Genomic DNA, 19,500 nt, shown 5'->3' on the forward strand with positions numbered 1-19,500 from the left:
CCGGTTCGGCTGGTGGCGCCGTCACGGCCCGTCCACAATGGTGCTTCGGCCCGCAAGGAGGACCGGATGACCCGATTCCTCGTGGCCGGGATCGACGCGTCCCGGGAAAGCCTCGTCGCGGGCGAGTGGGCGGCCGAGGAGGCGGCCCGCCGCGGTCTGGAGCTGCGCCTGGTCCACGCCGTGCCCGCCCCCGCCGATCACATCATCGATCCGCCGGTCGCCCTCTCCTGGCAGCGGTCCGGCGAGGAGGTGCTGGGGCGCGCAGAGGCCGGTCTCGCCGCAGGAAGTCCCGGTGTGGCGATGAGCGGCGTACAGGTGGCCGGTTCCGCCTCGGCCGCCTTGCTCTCCGCTGCCCGGACGGCCGAGCTCCTCGTCGTCGGGGCTCGGGGGGACGGCGGATTCGACGGCCTCGCGGTGGGCTCGACGGCGCTGGCGGTGGCGAGTGGCGCGCCCTGTCCCGTGGCGGTCGTGCCCCGGCCTCCCGCCGCCGCCCTGCACGAGGCGGAGGTGGCCGTGGGCGTCGACGACGTCCGCACGGCGGCCGGGTCCCCTCTGGATTTCGCCTTCGGCGCCGCTCGGCTCCGTGAGGCCCGGTTGCGGGCCGTGCACGCGTGGTCCCTCGCCGGCGCCCCGCTCTGGACCGCGCTCGCGGTGCCCGAGGAGGACCGGTCGACGTGGGAGGACGAGGAGGTCCAGCGGCTGTCCGACGTGCTCCGGGAGCCGCGCAAGAGGTATCCGGACGTCTCCGTGCTGCCCGACGTCGTCCTGCTCCACCCGGCCTACGCGCTGGTGCACGCCTCGCGGCGGGCCGGCCTGCTCGTCGTCGGCCGGCGTGCGAGCCCGCGGGCGGCCGAGCAGCGGCTGGGTCCCGTGGCCCATGCCGTCCTGCACCACGCCCACTGCCCGGTGGTCGTCGTACCCCACGGATGACCGGACGTGAGACCGCACGTCAGACCGCACGTCAGGTGCCGAAGAAGACGTCGAACTCCTCGTACAGCTCCATGGGGACCAGCTTGTTCGTGCCCGCCACGTCCGCGAGCGGGACACGTACGACGTCCGTGCCGCGCAGGGCCACCATCGTGCCGAAGGCGCCGTCCCTGAGGGCCTCCACGGCGTGCAGACCGAAGCGGGTGGCGAGCCACCGGTCGTAGGCGGACGGCGTGCCGCCCCGCTGGACGTGGCCGAGCACCGTCGTACGCGCCTCCTTCTCGGTACGGCTCTCCAGCTCCCGGGCCAGCCAGTCGCCGATGCCGGACAGGCGCACGTGCCCGAACTCGTCGCGCGACTCGTCCTTGACCACCATCTGCCCGGCCCGTGGGACCGCCCCCTCCGCCACGACGACGATCGGCGCGTAGTTGATCTCGAAACGCCTCTCCACCCAGGCGCACACCCGGTCGAGATCGAACTCCACCTCCGGGATGAGGATGGCGTTCGCGCCGCCCGCGACGCCCGCGTGCAGGGCGATCCAGCCCGAGTGGCGCCCCATCACCTCGACGACCAGCGTGCGCTTGTGCGACTCCGCGGTGGTGTGCAGGCGGTCGATGGCCTCGGTCGCGATGCCGACCGCGGTGTCGAAGCCGAAGGTGTAGTCGGTGCCGCCCACGTCGTTGTCGATGGTCTTGGGCACGCCGACCAGGTCGACCCCCGCGTCGGACAGCGCGCTCGCGACGCTGAGCGTGTCCTCGCCGCCGATGACGACGAGGGCGTCGATCTCGTGCGCGCGGAGGGTCTCGCGGATGCGGTCGATGCCCCTGTCGAGCCGGAGCGGATTGGTGCGGGAGGAGCCGAGGATCGTGCCGCCGAGCGGAAGGATCCCCCGCACAGCCGCGACGTCCAGGGGACGGATGACGTCCTTGACGGCGCCGCCCCAGCCGTCCGCGATCCCGACGAACTCCCAGGCGTACTCCTGCGCGCCCTTGCGTACGACACTGCGGATCACCGCATTCAGACCGGGGCAGTCGCCGCCTCCGGTCAGCACTCCCACCCGCATGGTCTCTCCCTCGCAGCTCTCCCTCCAGCTTGGACCCGCCGCCCACGGGCCGCACGGCACGGCCCGCCGCACCGGTGGCCGGCTGTTCCGCGCCCGGGTCCGGTGCGGACGGTGTGCAGTCGTCGACGGGCTGTCAGAAGGCGTCCTCGTTCATGGGCTGAGCTTGACGCACGGCTGCACAACGGCGTCTCGTCACATGGGGAAGGACAGCAGGCGTACGGCTCCGTCCGGCCAGCTTGCCCGGTCGTGCAGGGGCGTGACCATGGTCCGCAGCGGCATCAGCACGGGCCCGTCGGGTTGCTCGACATGCACGTCCTGGTCCAGCGCTCGCCAGCCGAGCCGTTCGTAGAGGGGGACGAGGGGCCGTCGGCAGAAGAGAAGTCCGTGCTGCGGTCCCATCGTTCGTGCGTGGTCCAGGGCCGCCGCGATGACTTGGCGCGCCAATCCGCGCCCCCGCACGTCCGGTGCGACGGCCACTCCTCCGACGCCTACCGCTTCGGTGCTGTCACCGCCGATGGATATGGGCAGCCTGAGCAGCCCGGCATGCGCCACGAGGCGGCCTCCCAGCCTGACGCCGAAGTGGTGTTCCTTCGGCAGCCAGGTGAGTCCCGCGTACGCGACGCCGAAGGGATCGGTGCCGTCGCCGAGGATTTCCGTCTTCTCGGCCTCCGTGTAGTGCGTGAGCCGTACTACCGCGTAGTGCGTGAGCCGTACTACCGCCGGCGGCGAGGGATGGAGGTGATCAGCCATGGCGACATGATCCTGTTCATGCCGGCTCGCGGCCAAGTGGGCCGTCTTCTTCAGCGTTCTCCTCTCACACCTTGTGCTGCCGCGTCTGTTCGGCGAGCCTGCGGGCGCGGGCCGCGGCGTCCCTCGCCCGGCGCCGGGCCTCACGCACCGTCCGGTCGACGTCCCGTGTGTGGTCGCGGGCCCTGTGGGCGGCCCCCATGGCTGCCCGCTGCTCACGTTCGGCGTGTTCGAGTTGCCGGGACAGCTCGTCGACGCGCTGCTCGGCCCGCTGCTGCTCCTCCTCCGCCCGGCTCTGCTCCTCCTTGGCCGCGGTCAGCCCGTCTTCGCGGTCGTGGAGCTCCCGCTCGGCGTCCGCGGCCCGCTGCCGGGCCTGCTCAAGTCGCTCTTGCTGCTCGCGGCGCCGGACGCGCGCGGAGTCCAGGTCGGCCACCTCGTCGACGGGCCGGGCGCGGCGGGTGGCCGGGGTCGCCCCAGCCTCCCGGAGGAAGGCGGGGAAGCCGACCGGGGCGCTCAACGGCTTCGCCAGGTGCCCTTTCGCCCAGTTCTCGGCCGCCTCGGGATCGGCCAGTACCGCGTGCAGGGTGTCCTGGACCTCCTGCCGAGTGTCGTCGCCGAGGCGCCGCCCGGCCTGGGCCGCCAGCCGGCCGGCCTGCCGAGCCAAGACGGAGGTGAGCTGGTGCTGCCGCGCCGAAAGCTCCCGGAGCTGCCCACCGTCCAGATCCTGGTGGGCCCGCCTCAGCGCCGCACCCAGCTCCAGCAGCCGTTCGACCTCGTCCGGTCGCTCGCGCACCAGCAGGTTGCCGGCCCACGCGGCCAGGGTGGGCCGGCGCAGACGACGGATTCGCTCGGCCGACTCGCGATCGCCTGCCGCAAGGGCGGCCCTGGCCCGCTCGTCGCGGGCAGCGGTGAACTCACCCGGCGGAAGGCCGTACAGCTCGTCGACGACAGCGTCCCAGTCCACCGTTCCCTCCACCCGCCACCCGGAATGTAGATTTTGTCACTGTATGGTCCGATATGGGGCTTTTATGGATTCGAATGGTGGCCGGAACCATGCCCCGGCGGCACCAGGCCGGCGCGGCGCCGTATGCCACCCAGTGAAGGGCCATGTGACGGACGTGGGAGCCAGTGGCGTCTTCGAGGGGGTGCGGGGGCAGCCGAGGCGTGCGCTCGTGGCCTTGCCGTTCGTGTTGATCGCGGTGATCTCCCTCACGGACGCGCTGACTCCGCCGTACGTGGAACTCGGGCCGCTGCTGATGGCGGCGCCCGCCGTCACCGCCGCGTTCGCCGGCCCCCGGCTCACCGCGCTGGTCAGCGTCCTGGCCGTGGGCGCCCGGCTCGCGGTGGCCTCGCTTCAGCACACGGTGGGGTACGCGAGCCGGAACGGGGGGATCGCCGCGCTGGCCGCCGGCGCGATCGTGGTGGTCGCCTTCACGGCCGTACGCGACCGGCACAGGCGCGTGCTGAGTCAGGTACGCTCCGTGTCCGAAACTGCGCAGAAGGTCCTGCTGCGGCCGCTGCCGGACCGTATCGGGCCGCTCACGGTCGCCTCGGTCTACCTCGCCGCCGAAGCCGAGGCACAGATCGGCGGTGACCTGTACGCCGCGGCACGCACCCGCACCAGCACCCGGCTGCTCATCGGCGACGTCCGGGGCAAGGGGCTGGCGGCGGTCGGGGACGCCGCGATGCTGCTCGGGTCCTTCTACGGATTCGCCCACCGCCAGGCGTCCCTGCCCGCTCTGGCGGCACACCTGGACGGCAGCGTCAGATGGGATCCGCACAGTGGCGGAGACAACGACGAGGAGCGCTTCATCACGGCGGCACTCCTCGACTTCCCCGACCATGGCGGCTGCGTCCACATGGTCAACTGCGGGCACCCCCCGCCGCTCATGCTGCGTCGAGGCACGGTGGTGCCGCTCGACCGCAGCCCGTCGGCGCCGCCGCTCGGACTCGGCGAGTTCAATGGCGGCGACTACGTCCTCGACAAGTTCCCCTTCGAGGAGGACGACCTGCTGCTGCTCTACACCGACGGCGTCGTCGAGGCCCGTGACAAGTCCGGCGCCTTCTACCGGCTCGACGAACGTCTCGTCACGTGGGGGGAGCGCACGCCCGACGACATGCTCCAGCGCCTACGCGGCGACCTCCTCGCACACGTGGGGGGCCGGCTCGCCGACGACGCCGCGGCCATCGCGGTCATGCACACGCCGTCACATCGGCACCCGTCCGTCGCGCGGGGCGCACAACGGGGGTAGCAGGATCACCGGGCCTCCCGACGTGTGGTCGAGGCGGTGCCTCGTTACACGCCTCAGCCGTCGCACGACGACCACCAGATCGACCACCACGAAGAGGGCGAGCACCCCGCACACCTCGGCGATGGTGGTCAGCGGGCCGGGCCCAGGGCTGTCCCCCGGCCCCGAGCCGGCCGCCCACACCGCGAAGTACGCGGTCGCCGCGGCGAAGACCGGGACGAACACACCGGACGGCCCGCACGCGACTTTGCCATCCCTTTACAACCCGTTCCCGCCCCGCCTCGTCTCTCCGCTCGATCCACAACCGCCCGCCGACCGGCGGGCGCCGACGAAAGAGAGCGATCCGATGCGCCGAACCATCCTCACCGCCGCGGCAGTTGCCTGCACCGCCGTGCTGGCGGGAACCGCACCCGCCTTCGCCGACGGGGCCGCTCCCTCCCCGGTCCCCACCACGGCCGCAACCCCCTCCCCGGTCCCCACCAGGGCGGCCACCCCCGCTCCGGTCGCCGAACCGACCCGTGCCCCGGTCCGTGACCAGGTCCGCGCGGTGCCGGCGGGCGCGCCCGACACCGGTGTCACCGCCCCCGCCCAGGAATCCGGCTCCCGGGACGGCCTGATCGGCGGCGGCGCCGGCGTGGCGCTCGTCATGGCCGGCGGGGCCGTCCTCGTCGTCCGCCGCCGCCGGGCGACCGGGGCATGACGCCGCTCTCCAGGCGCGCGTTCGGCACCGCGGCGCTGACCGCGCTGCTCGCGGGCTGCGGTGGTACCGGGAGGGGCCGGTCCGCGACCGTCCACCCCACCGGCACCCGCGGCGGCACTCCGGACACCGGAGACGCCACGCCGGTCGTCGGTTCCCCGCGCCCCCTGCGGCGTTCGGTCCCGGTCCGGCTCCGGATCCCGGCCATCGGGGTCGACACCCCGCTGCTGAGCCTCGGTCTGGAACCGGACGGCACCGTTCAGGTCCCCCCGGTCACCGGACACGACCAGGCGGGCTGGTACCGGTACTCGCCCACACCGGGGCAGGTCGGACCGTCGGTCGTCCTCGGCCATGTCACGGTCGGTTCCTACGGCGACGGAGTCTTCCGCCACCTGGACCGGCTGCGGACCGGCGAGACGATCACCGCCCGCCTGGAGAACGGCACACAGGCGCAGTTCGCCGTCACTTCCACCCGGACGGTGGCCAAGGCGCACTTCCCGGCCGACGACGTCTACGGGAACGTGGACCGCCCGGAGTTGCGGCTCATCACCTGCGGCGGCCCACGCGACGACGACGGCTACCGCGACAACGTGATCGTGTTCGCCGCCCTCGGTGCCACCCTCCGCTGACGGACCGGCACCCCACGACGGCGGCCGGGCCGGCGGAACACGACACCGCCGGCCCGGCATCCTTCCCCGGGAGCCGCCGCCCCGCCCGCGGCCCCCGACACACTCGTGCCCGACCCGGCACCCCGACCCTGGAGAGCGTTGAAACGGTCCCGCGACAAGGCAGCGTCCGAACTGTTCGCCGCCCTGTACCCGCGCCTCGCCGGCTGGTGCCGCCGGCTCGTCGACGACGACGAGACGGCCCACGAGATCGCCTCCGAGGCGTTCACCCGCCTCTGGGCCCGCTGGACGTCCGTGGAGGAGCCCCGCGGGTTCCTCTACGTGACCGCGGCCAACATCGTCCGCGACCACTGGCGCAAGCAGGAGCGCGAGCGCCGCGCCGTGCGCCGCGTCACCACCGAGGCCGCGCTCCGCCCCCACACCGAGCAGACGGATCCGTCGGTACGCCTGCTCGTGCAGTCCCTGCCGGAACGACTGCGCGTCCCGATCCTCCTCCACTACTACGCTGACATGCCGATCTGGCAGGTGTCCGTGCTGACCGGACGCAAGGAAGGAACCGTCAAAGCCGACCTCCACGCGGCCCGAGAACTGCTCCGCGTCCACCTCAGGAGAAGCCTTGACCACTCGCTTTGACAACGACCCGGAGTTCGCGCCCGACGACCCGCTCACGGTGCTCCTGCGGCCCCCGGCGGGCGGTCTCGGCCCGCCGCCGGGCCGCTACGAGGCGATCCGTCGCGCGGCCGCCCGCCGCAAACTGCTGCGGGCCACGGCCGGAGCCGCGCTGACCTGCGCGGTGGCCGCCATCGTCGTACTGCCGCTGCATCCGTCGGCCCCGTCCTCCCCCGTCACGCCCACGGTTCCCCTGGCCCCGCCGCCCGTCGTGACCACACCGGCTCCCACCCCCACGACGGCACGGACCGCTCGCCCCTCGGACTACGCCACCCCACGCCCCCGCGAGGACACCGCTACCAGGAGGGCCCCCAGCGCACCGAGCCGCACCGCGACGGCCGGCACACTCGGAACGGTCGGGCCCGACTCGGTCCGCACGGTTCCGGCCGCCCCGGAACGGCCCCGGGCCGTTCCCACACCTGAGGCATCAACTCCTCGCTGAGGCCTTCCTGTTCACAGGGCGGGAGACACGAGGAGAGGGTGTCCGCGGCCGCCTGTCGCGACGGCCCCGGACACCCTCTCGTGGTCGGCTACCAGCCGACGGCCACCAGCAGCCACTGCGGGTTGCCGTGGGAGATGAAGGAGGACTGGCCCGCCACGTCGTCGTAGGGGAAGCCGTAGGCGAGCCGGTTGATGGCGTTGTCGTGCCAGAACTGGGCGTAGTAGTTCGCGGGTGCCGCCTTGTAGTACTGGGCCGGGTCGGACCGCTGGGAGGCCGGCAGCGTGGCGACGTGCCGGTTGAGGGCGGCGCACATGTCGGGGTTGCCGGCCAGCGAGGCGGCGCAGCCGAAGATGTCGGAGGTGGCCGCGTTGACGCCGACGGACTGGGCGTACGAGGTGAAGTAGTTGGCGTTCGCGCCGCCCGCGCGGAAGCTGGGGTCGCTGCCGGGAGCGATGATCCGGTACGGGGCCTGGGTCTGCGCCAGTACCTTGAACTGGTCCGGAACGGCATTGGTGAAGCGCTGGAAGGTGGTGGCGCGGTCCTCGGCGAACGTCTGCCGGTTCTCGCCCACCTCGACGTCGTAGCCGTCCTTGGTGTGCAGGCGCATGGCGAGCTTCAGGCCGAAGGCGTCGACGCGGGTCGTGTTGCCGTTGAAGACGTTGTTGCCGACGGTGAACTCGATGAAGTCGTAGTAGGGGCCGCCCGGCGAGCCGAGGTAGAAGTACATGCGGCCCGCCGAGTTCGCCGGCATGTCCAGGTAGGGCTGCTCGGCGATGGAGTGGACCTGACCGTTGAAGCTCCAGTACACCTGGCTGTCCGGGTACTTGCCGTTGGTCCGGTTGAGGATCTTCACCTCGACTGCGTTCTTCGCGGCGGGTATGTCACTGGTGCCGCCCCAGAAGTCGTCCGGCGGGGTGGTGGTGCCGCCGGGCCCGTAGACCTGGAACTCCCACAGGGAGTAGCCGTACGGGGTGGCTCGCTCGGTTCCGTTCACGCGCACATAGCGGCCGCTGCCCGTGACGGCGAGGTTCTGGGTGCCGCCGGTGGCGGTGGTGGTGGAGTAGACCGTGGTCCAGGTGTTCGCGTCCGTGGAGGTCTGGATCTGGAAGGACTTGGCGTACGCGGCCTCCCAGTTGAGGGTGACGCGGGTGAGCTGCTGGACGGATCCGAGGTCCACCCGGAGCCACTGCGGGTCGGAGAAGGCGGAGGACCAGCGGGTGCCGACGTTGCCGTCGACCGCGGCGGCGGCCGGGAAGGTGTCGTTCTCCACCGAGGACGCCACGGCGGGGCGCCCCTGGGACAGCAGTTGGTCCGCGGCGTGCGCGGACGACGGGGTCAGAGCGGCGAAGCAGGCGGCGAGCAGGACGACGACCAGGCCGAGCGCCATACGGGCACGCGGGACGGTGGTTGCCGGTCTGCGGGTGAGTGCGCCGGAGAAGGTCTGCATACGGGTCTCCTCAAGCCGGTTCGGCGTGCGTGGGGGTGGAGCAGCAGCAGGCGTGAGAGCGCTCTCTCCGGGTTGTATCCCCACCGACGGTCGGCGTCAACAACTGAAACTGAAATCACGGGAGTTGGCGATGCGTGCCTTCATTACTTGATGGGAGCCGCCGCGCGCGGGCCGAGGCGTCCCCCGACCCGCACGAGCGGCCGACATGATCCGGTCCGGGGCAGGAACTCCCCCGTACCGTCAGTCCTTGATGAAGTCCGGGACCACCTTCGGCGGCCAGACGCCGACTTTGAGCACGCCCATGGAGTACGCGCGGGAGACCAGCGCCGCCCGGTTCGGCACCCGGAGTTTCCGCAGCAGACAGGTCACGTGGTACTCGATGCCCTGCCGGCTCAGGTGCAGTCGTGAGGCGAGCGGGATCGTGGAGAGTCCGGAGGCTATGCCTTCGAGTATCCGGGCGTCGATCGGGCTCAGGAGCTTCTTGTTGCGTCCGCCGACGACCTCCGAGTCGGCCGAGTCGTTCTGTGCGCTGGGCATCATGACCAGGATCGAGGACTCGTCCGGGAGACCGCCCCGCACCATGAGGGCCGTCAGAGGGACGGTGAACGTGGCGTCGTCCCGCCCCACGGCGATGACGTCGGTGGCGAAGCGATCACGCCGGCCCTCGATGAGACCGGTGAACTGCCGCATCAGCGGCTGCTGGACACTGGGGTGGACGAGATCACTGAAGGTCCGGCCGCACAACTCGGCGGACGAGCCTCCGAACTGCCAGAAGAACCCCTCGCTGGCCTGTTGGATGGTCAACGCCCGGTCGAGACGTGCCATGTTGAGGCGGCCCTCGTCGAGCATCGCGGTCTGCGGCGACCCCTCGCCCTCGAGGAGGTCGCGGGCTTTCCCCTTCCCCGAAACAGCGAGGGTGGACGTGAACGAACTCGTCTCACGTCGTGAGTTGGTGACCTGCGGCATAATCGCCCTTCGTGCGGTGGGGGGTGTACTCCGCGCGCGGTGGACCCGATCGGTTCGGGCCACGACAGGACGGCTCGGCACGAGGGCGCCCGGGCGCCCCTGCCTGGAGGGCGCACACCAGCGAATGTGGCGGCGGGCAGTGCCTCACGCATCTGACAACGTTGCCGGTTTGCGACCTCTCGTCGCCGTCACCGGACCGTCGGTCTGCGCAGCGGTTGGTACTCATGTGATGGGTGAACAGGTATCAGGTTCCAATGGCCTTCCCGGTCAGGAAACTCGCCGGCCCTCCAAAGCTTTCCCTTCTCCTCTCTCACGGAAGAGGAAAGCCGAGAGGGACGCGGTTTCCCTGACCGTTCAATTCACTATTCACCACTGGAACCACACCTGGAACTCTAGAGAGCCAACGGTGACGGGGTCAACGTGAACCGGCCTGATCCCGCCGATTCTGTGGAGTTGCGGGGGAAGGTTCGGTCGGTCGCCCGAACACCGCACCCAAGGTTCGGTACGGTTACGAAGGAGCAGGTCAGAGGGCATTTTTGACAGAAACGGGCGAACCAAATGCCCGTTCAGCCAGGAGCGTGCACGCCGGTTTCCTGGAGAACTGCGGCCAGCTCACGCCTGCCCGTAATGCCGAGTTTACGATAGGAGTTTGTCAGATGCTTTTCCACAGCTCGGGCACTCACTTGGAGTTCAGTTGCAATTTCCTGATTGGTGAGCCCATTGACAACTAGTGATGCCACACGGCTCTCGGTACGGGTGAGTGCCGTCCGTACGACCGGGACGGAGGGCCGGCCTTCCGCGCTGACCGGCCCGGCCAGCCAGGGTACGCCGCAGGACTCCGCCAGCTCACCGGCCTCGCGCAGCGCCTCCCGGGCCTCGGCACCGTCCCCCAGCAGCCGCCCCAAGTCCCTTACGGCCATGAAGAGTTCCAGTTCGTTGGCGGAGTCGCGGAGGGTCGCCACGGCCTCCCGCAGCAGATCGACCCGGTCATCCGCCCCGTCGGCGCGGGCCCGCAGCCGCAGTGCCCGGCCGATGGCCACCGGCGCTCCCCACTCCCTCGCCCGCGCGCATTCCTCCGCCGCCAGGGTCCGGGCCAGGTGATGGTCGCCGAGCTGCTGGGAGAGGGAGATCGCCCAAGGACGCCAGGGGAACAGAACGGGATTGCGCCACCCCGCGCACTCCAGCTGCCGACCGCACTCCATGGCCGTCTCCAGGGCCGTGTCGGCCTCGCCCGCCTGGGCCTGTTCCGCCATCCGGAGCAGGCTCAGCAGTGCGGCCGGGATCGGCGCGAGGGACCGGCCGGCCGCCTCGGCCACGATGCGTGAACCCAGTTGCACATCACGCGCCGACAGGGCCAGTGCGCCCAGCACACCGTAGACGAAGCAACGGCTCTCCTCCCCGATCGTGCCGGTCAGTTCGGCGATTCGCTCCGCCTGCTCCCTGGCCTGGGGCAGCCGGCCGCGCGCGATGTGGAACAGCGCGCACCGCGCATGCCCCATGGCATCGCCCCCGCCGTCGTCCCCGTACCCGCTCCGCTCCGCGGCGTTCAGCCAGGACTCGGCCGTCTGCAGGGCGTCGGCGCCCACCAGGGAGAACATCACCAACTGCATCACCGAGCCGCCGCCGGTGGCGGTCGCCGGTTCCCAGTCGAGGATGCCGCGGGCCTGCCGTACGATCTCCGACGCCTCTCCGTCGGCACTGAGCGTCGCCGCGTGCAGCAGCACGGCCAGCAGTTCCCGGCCGCCGCGCGAGCGGACCGTGGGCTCCAGGACGCGCAGCCTGCCGACGGCGTCGGCGAGTTGGGCGTAGTCGTCGAGACCCGTGTACCGCAGCCTGGCTTCCAGGGACAGCGCCTCTTCGCCGCCGGGGTCGTCGCGCACGTACGGGTCCACGAGCTCCTCGGCGGCGCGCCTGAGCAGGGCGGCCCCCGACGGGGTCACGGGGCTGGTCACACAGGGCGAGAGCCGCAGCACCGCGGCAGCGCGGTCACGGGCCGTGGGGAGCAGGGGCAGTGCCTGCGCGATGTGGGATTCGGCGGCCGGCGGATCGAAGGACAGCTCGACAGCCGCGAGTTCGACCAGCAGTTGGGCCCTCGTCCGGTCCTGCTCGACCGCTTCCAGCAACGCCCGCCGCAGATACCGGGCGGCCAGTTCCGGTCTCCCTTTGCGCCGTGCGGTGTCCGCCGCGCTGCGCAGCACCGGGACGGCCCAGGGGTACCGGGGCGTCGGAATCGCCATCAGCTGTGCGGCGACCTGCTCCGCCGGGAGCCCGGCGTCGTACAGGACCCCGGCGGCGGCCTCCTGCCAGCGCTGCCGTTCGGCGGCGCTCATCGAGCATTCGACGGCCTCCCGTACGGACGGGTGAGCGAAGCACGCCTCGTCCTCCCCGGCCGTCAGCCCGAGTTGGTGCAGGACGCGCAGCGCCGTCGTGAAGCCGACGTCGTCGAGGCCCGCGAGGCGGCCGAGGAGTGCGGGCTCCTCGTGCCCGGCCAGCGTGGCGATCGCGGCCGCCGCGTCCCGGACCGGTCGCGGCTGGAGCAGCAGGCAGTTCAGCAAGCGGTCGCGGAGTTGCGCGGGGCGCGTCGCGTGCACGAGCGCGGTGCTCGCGGCGACCGGCGGGCAGCCCGTGAGGGCGAATTCGGACAGCGCGGACAGAAGGAACAGCGGACGCCCCTGGGACATGTCGTGGCAGGCGTGGACGAAGTCTTCGTCGGCGGGTTCCCCCAGGCGCGCGCGCACGAGTTCCCCGGTGGCGGCCGGAGACAGGGGCACGGGACGCAGAGTCCGGGCCGAGGCGCCCACCACCTCGTGCACCAGGGGGTCGCGTGAACCCGGATCGCCGTCCCGCAGGGTGCACACGAGCAGCAGCCGCAGCCCGTCCTGCCGCGGGGCGAGATGGGCGAGCCAGCGCAGTGACCACGAGTCCGCCCACTGAAGGTCGTCGATGAGGATCAGCAGGGGTGCTGTGGCGCTCAACTTGGCCAGCAGCGAGCGCAGATCGCGCAGAACCGTTCCGTCCAAGGACTCGGGGTCGGGCACCACGTCGTCGCCGAGCACCTGCCGGGCGGCCCCCGCGTCGGCGAGCAGCCGTTCCCGGCCCGGCCCGGGTGCCGTGGTGAGCAGGCTGTCGAACAGCTGACGCACCACACCGCAGGCGAGACCTTGTTCCGTCGGCGCGGCGTTGGCCCGCAGCACATGCACCGCGCCCTCGTCGGCGCAGCGGGGCAGTTCGTTCAGCAGCGCCGAACGGCCGATGCCCAGGGGGCCGGCCAGCACCATGTGGGAGGAGCGTCCCTCGGCGGCGGCGCGCAGCGCCTGTCGCGCCGCCGCCAGCTCGGCACCTCTTTCGAGCAGCATCGCGTTCAGTGTCCTTCCATCGCGCGGACCAGTTCCCGCAGTTCCTGGCGCCCGTTGATGCGCAGCTTGCGGTAGACACGGGCGAGCCGCAGTTCGACGGCACGGCTCGAGATCTCCAGCAGCGCGGCGATGTCCCGGTTGCTGCGGCCGCGGCCGGCGAGGAGCGCGGACTGCCGCTCGGCCTCCGAGAGGTCGCCCCAGCCCGGAACCGACACCGTGCCGGTGGCCGCTCCAGCCAGCGCACGGGCCCTGACCGCCATGGGGGCGGACGGGTGGGCGGCGGTCAGCGCGCACAGTTCGGCGAGCGACAGTGCGGCCATCCGCCGGTCGCCGCCGCTCTCCGTCATCTCCAGGGCCGTGTATTCCGCCAGGACTCGGGCGTACTCCGGACCGGTCGGCGCCGAGCGCACCGCTCCCATGGCCGAGCGGATGCCCGCCAGGCGGTCCTCCCGCCCGGCCAGCAGCACCGCGGTCAGCTTGGCCCAGGCCAGGGTGCTGCCCGCGCCCCAGCGCCGGGCGAGCGCCAGTTCCTGTTCGCTCAGTCGCCGTGCCTCGGCCGACTCACCCAGGGTGTGGCAGGTCAGTGCCGTCAGCGAACGCCACGGCACCAGCACGGGGTTGAGGTGATGGCGGCTCAGCAGCCGGCGCCCGCACTCCCGGAACTGGTCGCGCGCCTGCACGGGGTTGCCGCCGCGCAGCGCGACCACTCCCCGCGCGAACAGCAGGCGGGGCCAGTGCTCGCTGTCCTCCGCGGCGGGCGGCAGGAGCACGGCGGCACGCTCGCGTGCCGCGTCCTCGCGGCCGCTCTCCACGTCCACGACGATGCGGATGCCGTACAGATGGGGCAGGAGGGCGGCCGATCTGCCGAGCAGGCGCGCCCCTCGCTCGGCGGCCTCCAGGTCCCGCTCCGCCTGGGCGTGCCGGCCTCTGCGTACGTTGAGTTCGCCGCGCAGGGCGAGGATCTGGGGGGCGGCGAGCCGGAGCCGGCTGCCGTCGAGTGCGCCGAGCAGCCGGTTCAGGCCTGACTCCGCGTCGTCCAGCGCGTCCGTGAGGCACAGGGCCTTGCACGCCGCCAGGGCGGGCTGGACGAGCGGGCCGTCCGGCCGCTGCTCATCGGTGAGGGCGGCCTGGGCCAGGCTCCTGACCTCGTGCAGGCTCTCGCCGTACAGCGCGAGCTGCCAGGCGCGCACGGCGGCCTGCGCGCGTGTGGCCGGGCGCTGCGGCAGGGGTGGCACCGTGGGCACGGACGGTTCGCCGCTTCCCTGGCCGGTCGGATCGGCGGCCCAGAAAAGCGCGAGCAGGTCGTCCCGTTCGGCCCCGGCCGTGACCGTCAGCGCGTCCGCGAGCGACCGGCGCACCACCTCGGTACCGCCTCCGGTGAGGCCGAGATCGGCGGCGTGCAGGCGCACGGCGGCGGGGTTCTCGGGCGTACGGATCAGCCGCTCGATCCGCAGGTCCCCGGCATCGGGCTCGGTGACCAGGTGAACGGCGGCCAGTTCGAGGCCGAGGCGGGCGCGTTCGGCGGGATCCCGTTCCTCCTCCGCCGCCCGCGCGAGGAGTACGGCGGCGCGGTCGTGCTCGCCCTCCCGTACGGCGTGGTCCGCGTCGCGGCGCAGTGTGTGGATCGCCCAGGCGGCCCCGGTCGGGCGCGCGGCGAGCAGCAGGTCGGCCACGGCCCGGTCCTCGGCCCCGGCGCGGTGGGCGAGTTCGGCGGCCCGAACGTGCAGATCGGTCCGGTCGTCGGCCGCCATGTCCTCCAACACGCGTACCCGTAAATCCGGTTCGACCCTGAGGCGGCCGTTGGGCAGGGCGCGGATACCGGCCGTCCGGGCGAGGGCCGCCCGCAGCCGGTGTTCGTTGAGGGAGCCCGCGCGAGCGAGCGTGCGCACGAGGGGGAAGTCGAGCAGGTGTCCGCAGACCGCCAGCACCCGCACCACCTCGCCCGCTTCGGCGCCGAGTCCCCGTACGGCGCTCATCAGGTGGTCGCCGAGCACGGCGGAGCCGGTCGCCCGGAGGGCCGGCACCTGGACCGCGGCCGGCCGGTGTCCGAGCGCGGCGAACCGCTGCAACAGGTCGTGCAGCACCGCGGGATGCCCGCCGCTGATCCGGCCGGCCTCGGCCGTGAACGCCTCGTCCGCGGGTCCGCAGACCCGGGCCACCTCGGCGGCGACCTCGTCCGGGGGCAGCGGTGCCAGGGTCAGGTGATGGGCGACCGGGCCGGGTGCGGAGCCGAGTTCGCTCGGCCAGCCGGGGTCGGCCGCCGCCGCGTCGTCGCCGCCGCACACCACCGCGAGCGGTGCCCCGGCGGATCTGCGCAGCAGCGCCTGGAGCCAGTGCAGCGACTCCCGGTCGAGCCAGTGCGCGTCCTCGACGGCCAGGACGGTCGGACCCTCGCGCGCCGCGCGCAGCAGCCCGGCCAGCCCCGGAAAGGGCTCGCGCCGCGTCGGCCCCGATGGTGTCGCCCGCATGCCGATCGGTGGGGCGTCGAGCGGTTCGAGCAGCTGCGTGACCACTCCGTACGGCAGTTCGGACTCCGACAGCGCGGCTCGGGCGCGCAGCACCCGGTGGCCCGACTCGCGGGCCCGGTCGGCCGCCCGGCGCACCAGATCGGACTGGCCCAGCCCGCTTCTGCCCGACAGCGTGACGAGCACCGGTCCCGAGGTGCCGAGCCCGTCGACGACCGCTGCCACCATGGCCCGTTCCCGGACTCGGGACGGCGGGTCCTCGGCGGCCGTCGCCGACCGCGCGTGATACCGCGGCTGGTGAGAGGGGGTTGACCCCGTCATCCGTCACTCACCCTGTCTTCCTGCCCCCGTTCGTGTTGTGCGGGGTGTGAGTCCCCGACAGGTCGGACCCTCACGCCCCTTCCAGCACCGACCAGCCCGGCAGAGGCCATGAGCGGCCGTGCACGGCGCGCAGGGCGTCCGTGAGCTGGTCCCGTCGGCGCACCCCGAGCTTCCGGTAGACATTGGTCAGATGTGACTCGACGGTGCGCACCGTGACGAACAGCCGTTGTGCGATCTGGCGGTTGCTGGCCCCGGACACCGCCAGTCCGGCCACCTTCAGCTCCGTGGTGGTGAGCAGGCCGCCGGCCGGCGCGTCGGCGGCGTGGCCCATGCGCCCACCGGCGGAGACCAGCAGGCTGCGGGCCGACTCCGCCAGCGCGAGCGCCCCGCAGCCACCCGCGATGCCGGCGGCCTTGCGCAGCCGCTCCCGGGCACCGGCCTCGTCGCCGTGCAGCAGGAGGGCCCGGCCCAGCGCGTACTCGGCACGGGCGTACGCGGAGACCGCGGGCGACCGGGACAGCTGGTGGGCCGACTCGGCGAGCAGATCGAGCCCGGCCCGGCCCGGGGTGAGGACACCCGCCGCGAGCGCGGCGAGCCCGAGGGCGCGCGGCGTTCCCCAGCGCCGCGCGCGTTCGGCTCCTTGTTCGGCCAGTTCCCTGCCTTCCGCGGGCCGGATGGTCGCGAGGATCAGGCAGGTGTCCACCCACCAGGAGGTGAGCACCGGGCTCAGCACACCGGCGGTCTCCTGCACCGCGCCGCACTCGCGCAGCAGCCGCAGCGCCTGCCGCGGGTTGCCGGTCGCCCAGCGGGTGCGGGCGCGGGTGTGCAGATACAGCAGGTAGGCGAGGGCCGAACCGCTCGGCTCGGAACGGCCGATCCGGTCGAGCAGCCGCTCGGCCTGCTGCGGCTCGCCGCGGTCGACGAGCACCGACGCCAGCACCGCTCGTGCCGTGACCAGCCGTGCCTCGCAGTTGGTCCGGCCCGCCGCGGCGATCGTCGAGCGGGCTTCCGCTGCGGCGTCGAGGACGGCACCGTCACGGTGCAGCAGGTGGGACCTCAGGGACCCGGCGAGCACGTGCACCCAGGCCGTCGGTTCGTCGCCCTCGCGCCGCAGCATGGTGTCCAGCGCGGTGTGCGCCTCCGTCGTCTCGTCCGCGAGGCCGAGTGTGGCGGCGGCGGTGAACAGCAGCCACGGCGGCGGCTGGAGGGAGGGCGTGGCCAGCGCGCGCCGGGCGCCTTTCACGGCCGCCTCCCGGGAGTGGCCGGCCAGCGCGGTACGCAGGGCGGCGAGCGCCTCCGTCTCGTGCCGGTCGGTGCGCAGCCGGTACGACGCCGTCACCGTGCCGCGGTGCTCCCGCGCCGCCAGTCCGGTCCCGCGCCGTCCCATGAGCAGGAGCACGGTCGCCACCTGGTCGCGCAGTTGCGGGGCACGCTCGGGGCCGGACGCCAGGGTGTCCCAGGCGGTCTCCAGGGCTCCCAGGATCTCCGCCCGGCAAGCGGCCGGGAGCGGTACGGACAGGCATGCCATGGCGTACTGGACCGCGATGGCGGCCCGCGCGCGTGTGTCGGCCGTGCCGGCGAGCGCCGCGCGGAACAGCGGAACGGCGCTCAGGGGGTCGTCGGGTGCCACGGCGAGCGCCAGCCGCAGCCGTGCCTCGACGTCGTCGGGCTCGGCCTCCAGCACCCGGCGCAGACAGCCGGCGGCCTCGGCGAGGGCGCCGCGTTGCTCGGCCCGGGCGGCGGCGTCCCGCAGGACCGCGGTCATCCAGGGTTCCCGGGCGCGAGGCATCCGCATCAGATGCCGGGCCACCTCCTCGACGGGCCGGCCGGCGTCGCTGAGCAACAGCGCGGCGCGGGCGTGCAGGTCGGCCGCCCGCGCGGTGCCGAGCGGTTCGAGGAACGCGGAACGTACGGCTTCGTGCACCAGAGCGGTGCCGTCGGGAGTGAGGGCTCCCGCGTGGCGCAGCACGGCGATCGCCTCCTCGGCCTGCGCGCGGTCCACCTCCGCCAGCACCGCGACGCCCTCCGGGAACTGCGTGCTCCCGAGCAGCGCGATCGCCGTGGCGACACTCCGGACCGCGGCGGACTCGCGGTCGACCACACGCCGCACCGACCGTGCGGCCATTCCGCCGCCGAGTTCCCACGCCTGTTGTGCTCCGGCCTCGTCCGGAGCCGCACCGCGTCTTCTCAGCTCGCGCAGCAGCCGGACGGCGGTGCGCGGGTTGCCGCCGGTGACCGCGGCGACGCGCTCGGCGAGTCGGGGGTGCGCCGGCGTGCCGAAGACCTCTTCGGCGAGGCCGCCGACGGCGTCGGTGCCGAGTGGCCCGAGGGGCAGCGCGGACACCGAGGGGTGGGCGAGGAGGTCCGCCCAGGCCCGGGGAGCGCGCGGGTCGGTGCCGGAGCTCCGGGCGAGGACCACCAGCAGCGGCTGCCCGGCCGCCCGCCGCAGCAGGAACTCCAGCCAGCGCAGGGAGTGTTCGTCGCAGTGGTGGGCGTCGTCGAGTACGAGCAGCAGCGGCCGGTCCGCCGTGAGCCGCAGCACGTGCCCGAGGAGCCGGCGGAACACCGGATGGGCGGAGGTGAGGGTGAACCGCTGGGCGTCCCCGGGGCCGGGCAGGAACACGGCCGGGCTGTCCTCGCCCGGTTCCGGCTCCAGGCGGTCCGGAGCCGGCGCGCCCGCCGGCGCGAACAGCGCCCTCAGCCCCGCGTAGGCGCCGGCCCCTCCGGCCGCCTCGCCACAGTGCGCCCGCAGCACCGTCATGTCCCGGCACGCGGGAGCGCGCAGCAGGGCGTCGAGGAGCACGCTCTTTCCGTAGCCGGGCGGTGCGGTCAGCACCACGCACCCCGTCTCACCACGGCATGCGGCGGCCGCACGGGCGCCGAGTGCGGTCGACTCGTTGTCGCGGCCGTGTATCACGTCGTACTCCGGAGGCGGTCGAGCAGGTTGTCCAGGGTGGCCAGGTCGTCCTCGCTGAACTGGGCGAAGGTGTCCCGCAGATTGCGTACGTGTCCGACCGCGGCCCGGGAGAGGACGTCGTGCCCGGCGTCGGTGATGGCGGCGTAGGCGATCCTTCGGTCCCTGACGCAGGGGCAGCGTTCGACGTAGCCGGCCGCCTGTATCCGGTCGATCAGCCTGGTGACCCCGCTGGTGGTCAGGGCGATCTGGTCGGCCAGCGCGCTCATGGTCAACTGTCCTCCCTCCGAGCGGGCGAGCCGGATCAGGACCTCGAACCACACGTGCGGCAGGCCGACTTCCGACTGCATGGCCGTGCCCAGGCGCCGCTCGAGGTGACTGTGGGTCTCCACCAGGCGGCCGAACGTCGTGATGAGGGGGTGGTCGATCGGGTTCGAGGAAGGCACATGGGGATTCTAATCCAGAACACTTGTCCAGTCAGCTATTGTTGAGTCAGAGGCATGCGGTTCAACGGGCGACTGGTCGGCCGAATATGATTGCGCTCCGAGGGCTGCGTCAGCGCGGATCGAAGCCTTGCGCCTGATGCTCGACTTTGCGATGGCTAACCGATA

16 protein-coding genes are annotated in these 19,500 nt (G+C 72.8%); 6 read left to right on the plus strand and 10 right to left on the minus strand.

Going from position 1 to position 19,500, the window contains the following annotated elements; translation table 11 throughout:
• Positions 1-66: 66 nt before the first annotated feature.
• Complete coding sequence (locus tag ACFY3J_RS13485) at positions 67-930, plus strand: universal stress protein (RefSeq protein ID WP_384179839.1); 864 nt, start codon at positions 67-69, stop codon at positions 928-930.
• A 31-nt stretch (positions 931-961) separates the two neighbouring features.
• Here ACFY3J_RS13485 and ACFY3J_RS13490 read toward each other — a convergent pair whose 3' ends face one another.
• The 3 genes from ACFY3J_RS13490 to ACFY3J_RS13500 form a co-directional block, all read right to left on the minus strand.
• Entirely contained in the window at positions 962-1,990 is a 1,029-nt protein-coding gene (locus ACFY3J_RS13490) for a 6-phosphofructokinase (protein ID WP_384179837.1), read from the minus strand.
• Between the two features lie 192 nt (positions 1,991-2,182).
• The gene (locus tag ACFY3J_RS13495) at positions 2,183-2,740 is read right to left on the minus strand and encodes a GNAT family N-acetyltransferase (RefSeq protein ID WP_390840882.1); all 558 of its coding nucleotides are present in this window, start codon (positions 2,738-2,740) and stop codon (positions 2,183-2,185) included.
• 64 nt (positions 2,741-2,804) lie between these two features.
• Positions 2,805-3,701, minus strand: coding sequence for a hypothetical protein (locus ACFY3J_RS13500; protein ID WP_390840883.1), 897 nt, complete (start codon positions 3,699-3,701; stop codon positions 2,805-2,807).
• Between the two features lie 208 nt (positions 3,702-3,909).
• Here ACFY3J_RS13500 and ACFY3J_RS13505 point away from each other — a divergent pair, with 208 nt between their 5' ends.
• A complete protein-coding gene (locus tag ACFY3J_RS13505; protein ID WP_384179831.1) occupies positions 3,910-4,989 on the plus strand; it encodes a PP2C family protein-serine/threonine phosphatase in 1,080 nt (359 codons plus the stop codon).
• Here the strand turns inward: ACFY3J_RS13505 and ACFY3J_RS13510 are convergent.
• Positions 4,945-5,211, minus strand: a complete 267-nt coding sequence (locus tag ACFY3J_RS13510; RefSeq protein ID WP_390840884.1) for a hypothetical protein — start codon at positions 5,209-5,211, stop codon at positions 4,945-4,947. The two genes, ACFY3J_RS13505 and ACFY3J_RS13510, sit on opposite strands and share 45 nt — an antisense overlap.
• 121 nt (positions 5,212-5,332) lie before the next feature.
• On the opposite strand from ACFY3J_RS13510, the gene ACFY3J_RS13515 reads away from it, so the two are divergent.
• From ACFY3J_RS13515 to ACFY3J_RS13530, 4 genes are all read left to right on the plus strand, one after another.
• Positions 5,333-5,686: a sortase-dependent protein gene (locus ACFY3J_RS13515; protein WP_384179827.1), complete on the plus strand. Its 354-nt coding sequence runs from the start codon at positions 5,333-5,335 to the stop codon at positions 5,684-5,686.
• Positions 5,683-6,312 carry a class F sortase gene (locus ACFY3J_RS13520; RefSeq protein WP_390840885.1) on the plus strand — a complete coding sequence of 210 codons (630 nt, stop codon included), beginning with the start codon at positions 5,683-5,685 and terminating at the stop codon, positions 6,310-6,312. The genes ACFY3J_RS13515 and ACFY3J_RS13520 overlap by 4 nt, the downstream gene beginning before the upstream one ends.
• Before the next feature lie 138 nt (positions 6,313-6,450).
• The gene (locus ACFY3J_RS13525) at positions 6,451-6,942 is read left to right on the plus strand and encodes an RNA polymerase sigma factor (protein ID WP_141364263.1); all 492 of its coding nucleotides are present in this window, start codon (positions 6,451-6,453) and stop codon (positions 6,940-6,942) included.
• The gene (locus ACFY3J_RS13530; RefSeq protein WP_384179822.1) at positions 6,926-7,420 is read left to right on the plus strand and encodes a hypothetical protein; all 495 of its coding nucleotides are present in this window, start codon (positions 6,926-6,928) and stop codon (positions 7,418-7,420) included. The genes ACFY3J_RS13525 and ACFY3J_RS13530 overlap by 17 nt, the downstream gene beginning before the upstream one ends.
• A gap of 88 nt (positions 7,421-7,508) precedes the next feature.
• Here ACFY3J_RS13530 and ACFY3J_RS13535 read toward each other — a convergent pair whose 3' ends face one another.
• From ACFY3J_RS13535 to ACFY3J_RS13560, 6 genes are all read right to left on the minus strand, one after another.
• Positions 7,509-8,867 (minus strand): beta-1,3-glucanase family protein, encoded by a 1,359-nt coding sequence (locus ACFY3J_RS13535; protein WP_390840886.1) that lies wholly within the window; start codon positions 8,865-8,867, stop codon positions 7,509-7,511.
• Between the two features lie 240 nt (positions 8,868-9,107).
• Entirely contained in the window at positions 9,108-9,716 is a 609-nt protein-coding gene (locus tag ACFY3J_RS13540) for a LuxR C-terminal-related transcriptional regulator (protein WP_384180067.1), read from the minus strand.
• A gap of 683 nt (positions 9,717-10,399) precedes the next feature.
• Positions 10,400-13,189 carry an ATP-binding protein gene (locus tag ACFY3J_RS13545; protein WP_390840887.1) on the minus strand — a complete coding sequence of 930 codons (2,790 nt, stop codon included), beginning with the start codon at positions 13,187-13,189 and terminating at the stop codon, positions 10,400-10,402.
• 5 nt (positions 13,190-13,194) lie between these two features.
• A complete protein-coding gene (locus tag ACFY3J_RS13550; protein ID WP_390840888.1) occupies positions 13,195-15,975 on the minus strand; it encodes an AAA family ATPase in 2,781 nt (926 codons plus the stop codon).
• A 70-nt stretch (positions 15,976-16,045) separates the two neighbouring features.
• The gene (locus ACFY3J_RS13555; protein WP_390840889.1) at positions 16,046-18,892 is read right to left on the minus strand and encodes an AAA family ATPase; all 2,847 of its coding nucleotides are present in this window, start codon (positions 18,890-18,892) and stop codon (positions 16,046-16,048) included.
• On the minus strand, positions 18,889-19,335 hold the full coding sequence (locus ACFY3J_RS13560; RefSeq protein ID WP_384179812.1) for a MarR family winged helix-turn-helix transcriptional regulator: 447 nt from the start codon (positions 19,333-19,335) through the stop codon (positions 18,889-18,891). The genes ACFY3J_RS13555 and ACFY3J_RS13560 overlap by 4 nt, the downstream gene beginning before the upstream one ends.
• Positions 19,336-19,500 lie beyond the last annotated feature (165 nt).

The sequence above is a fragment of the Streptomyces sp. NPDC001231 genome (assembly GCF_042896885.1).
Taxonomy (GTDB): Bacteria; Actinomycetota; Actinomycetes; order Streptomycetales; family Streptomycetaceae; genus Streptomyces.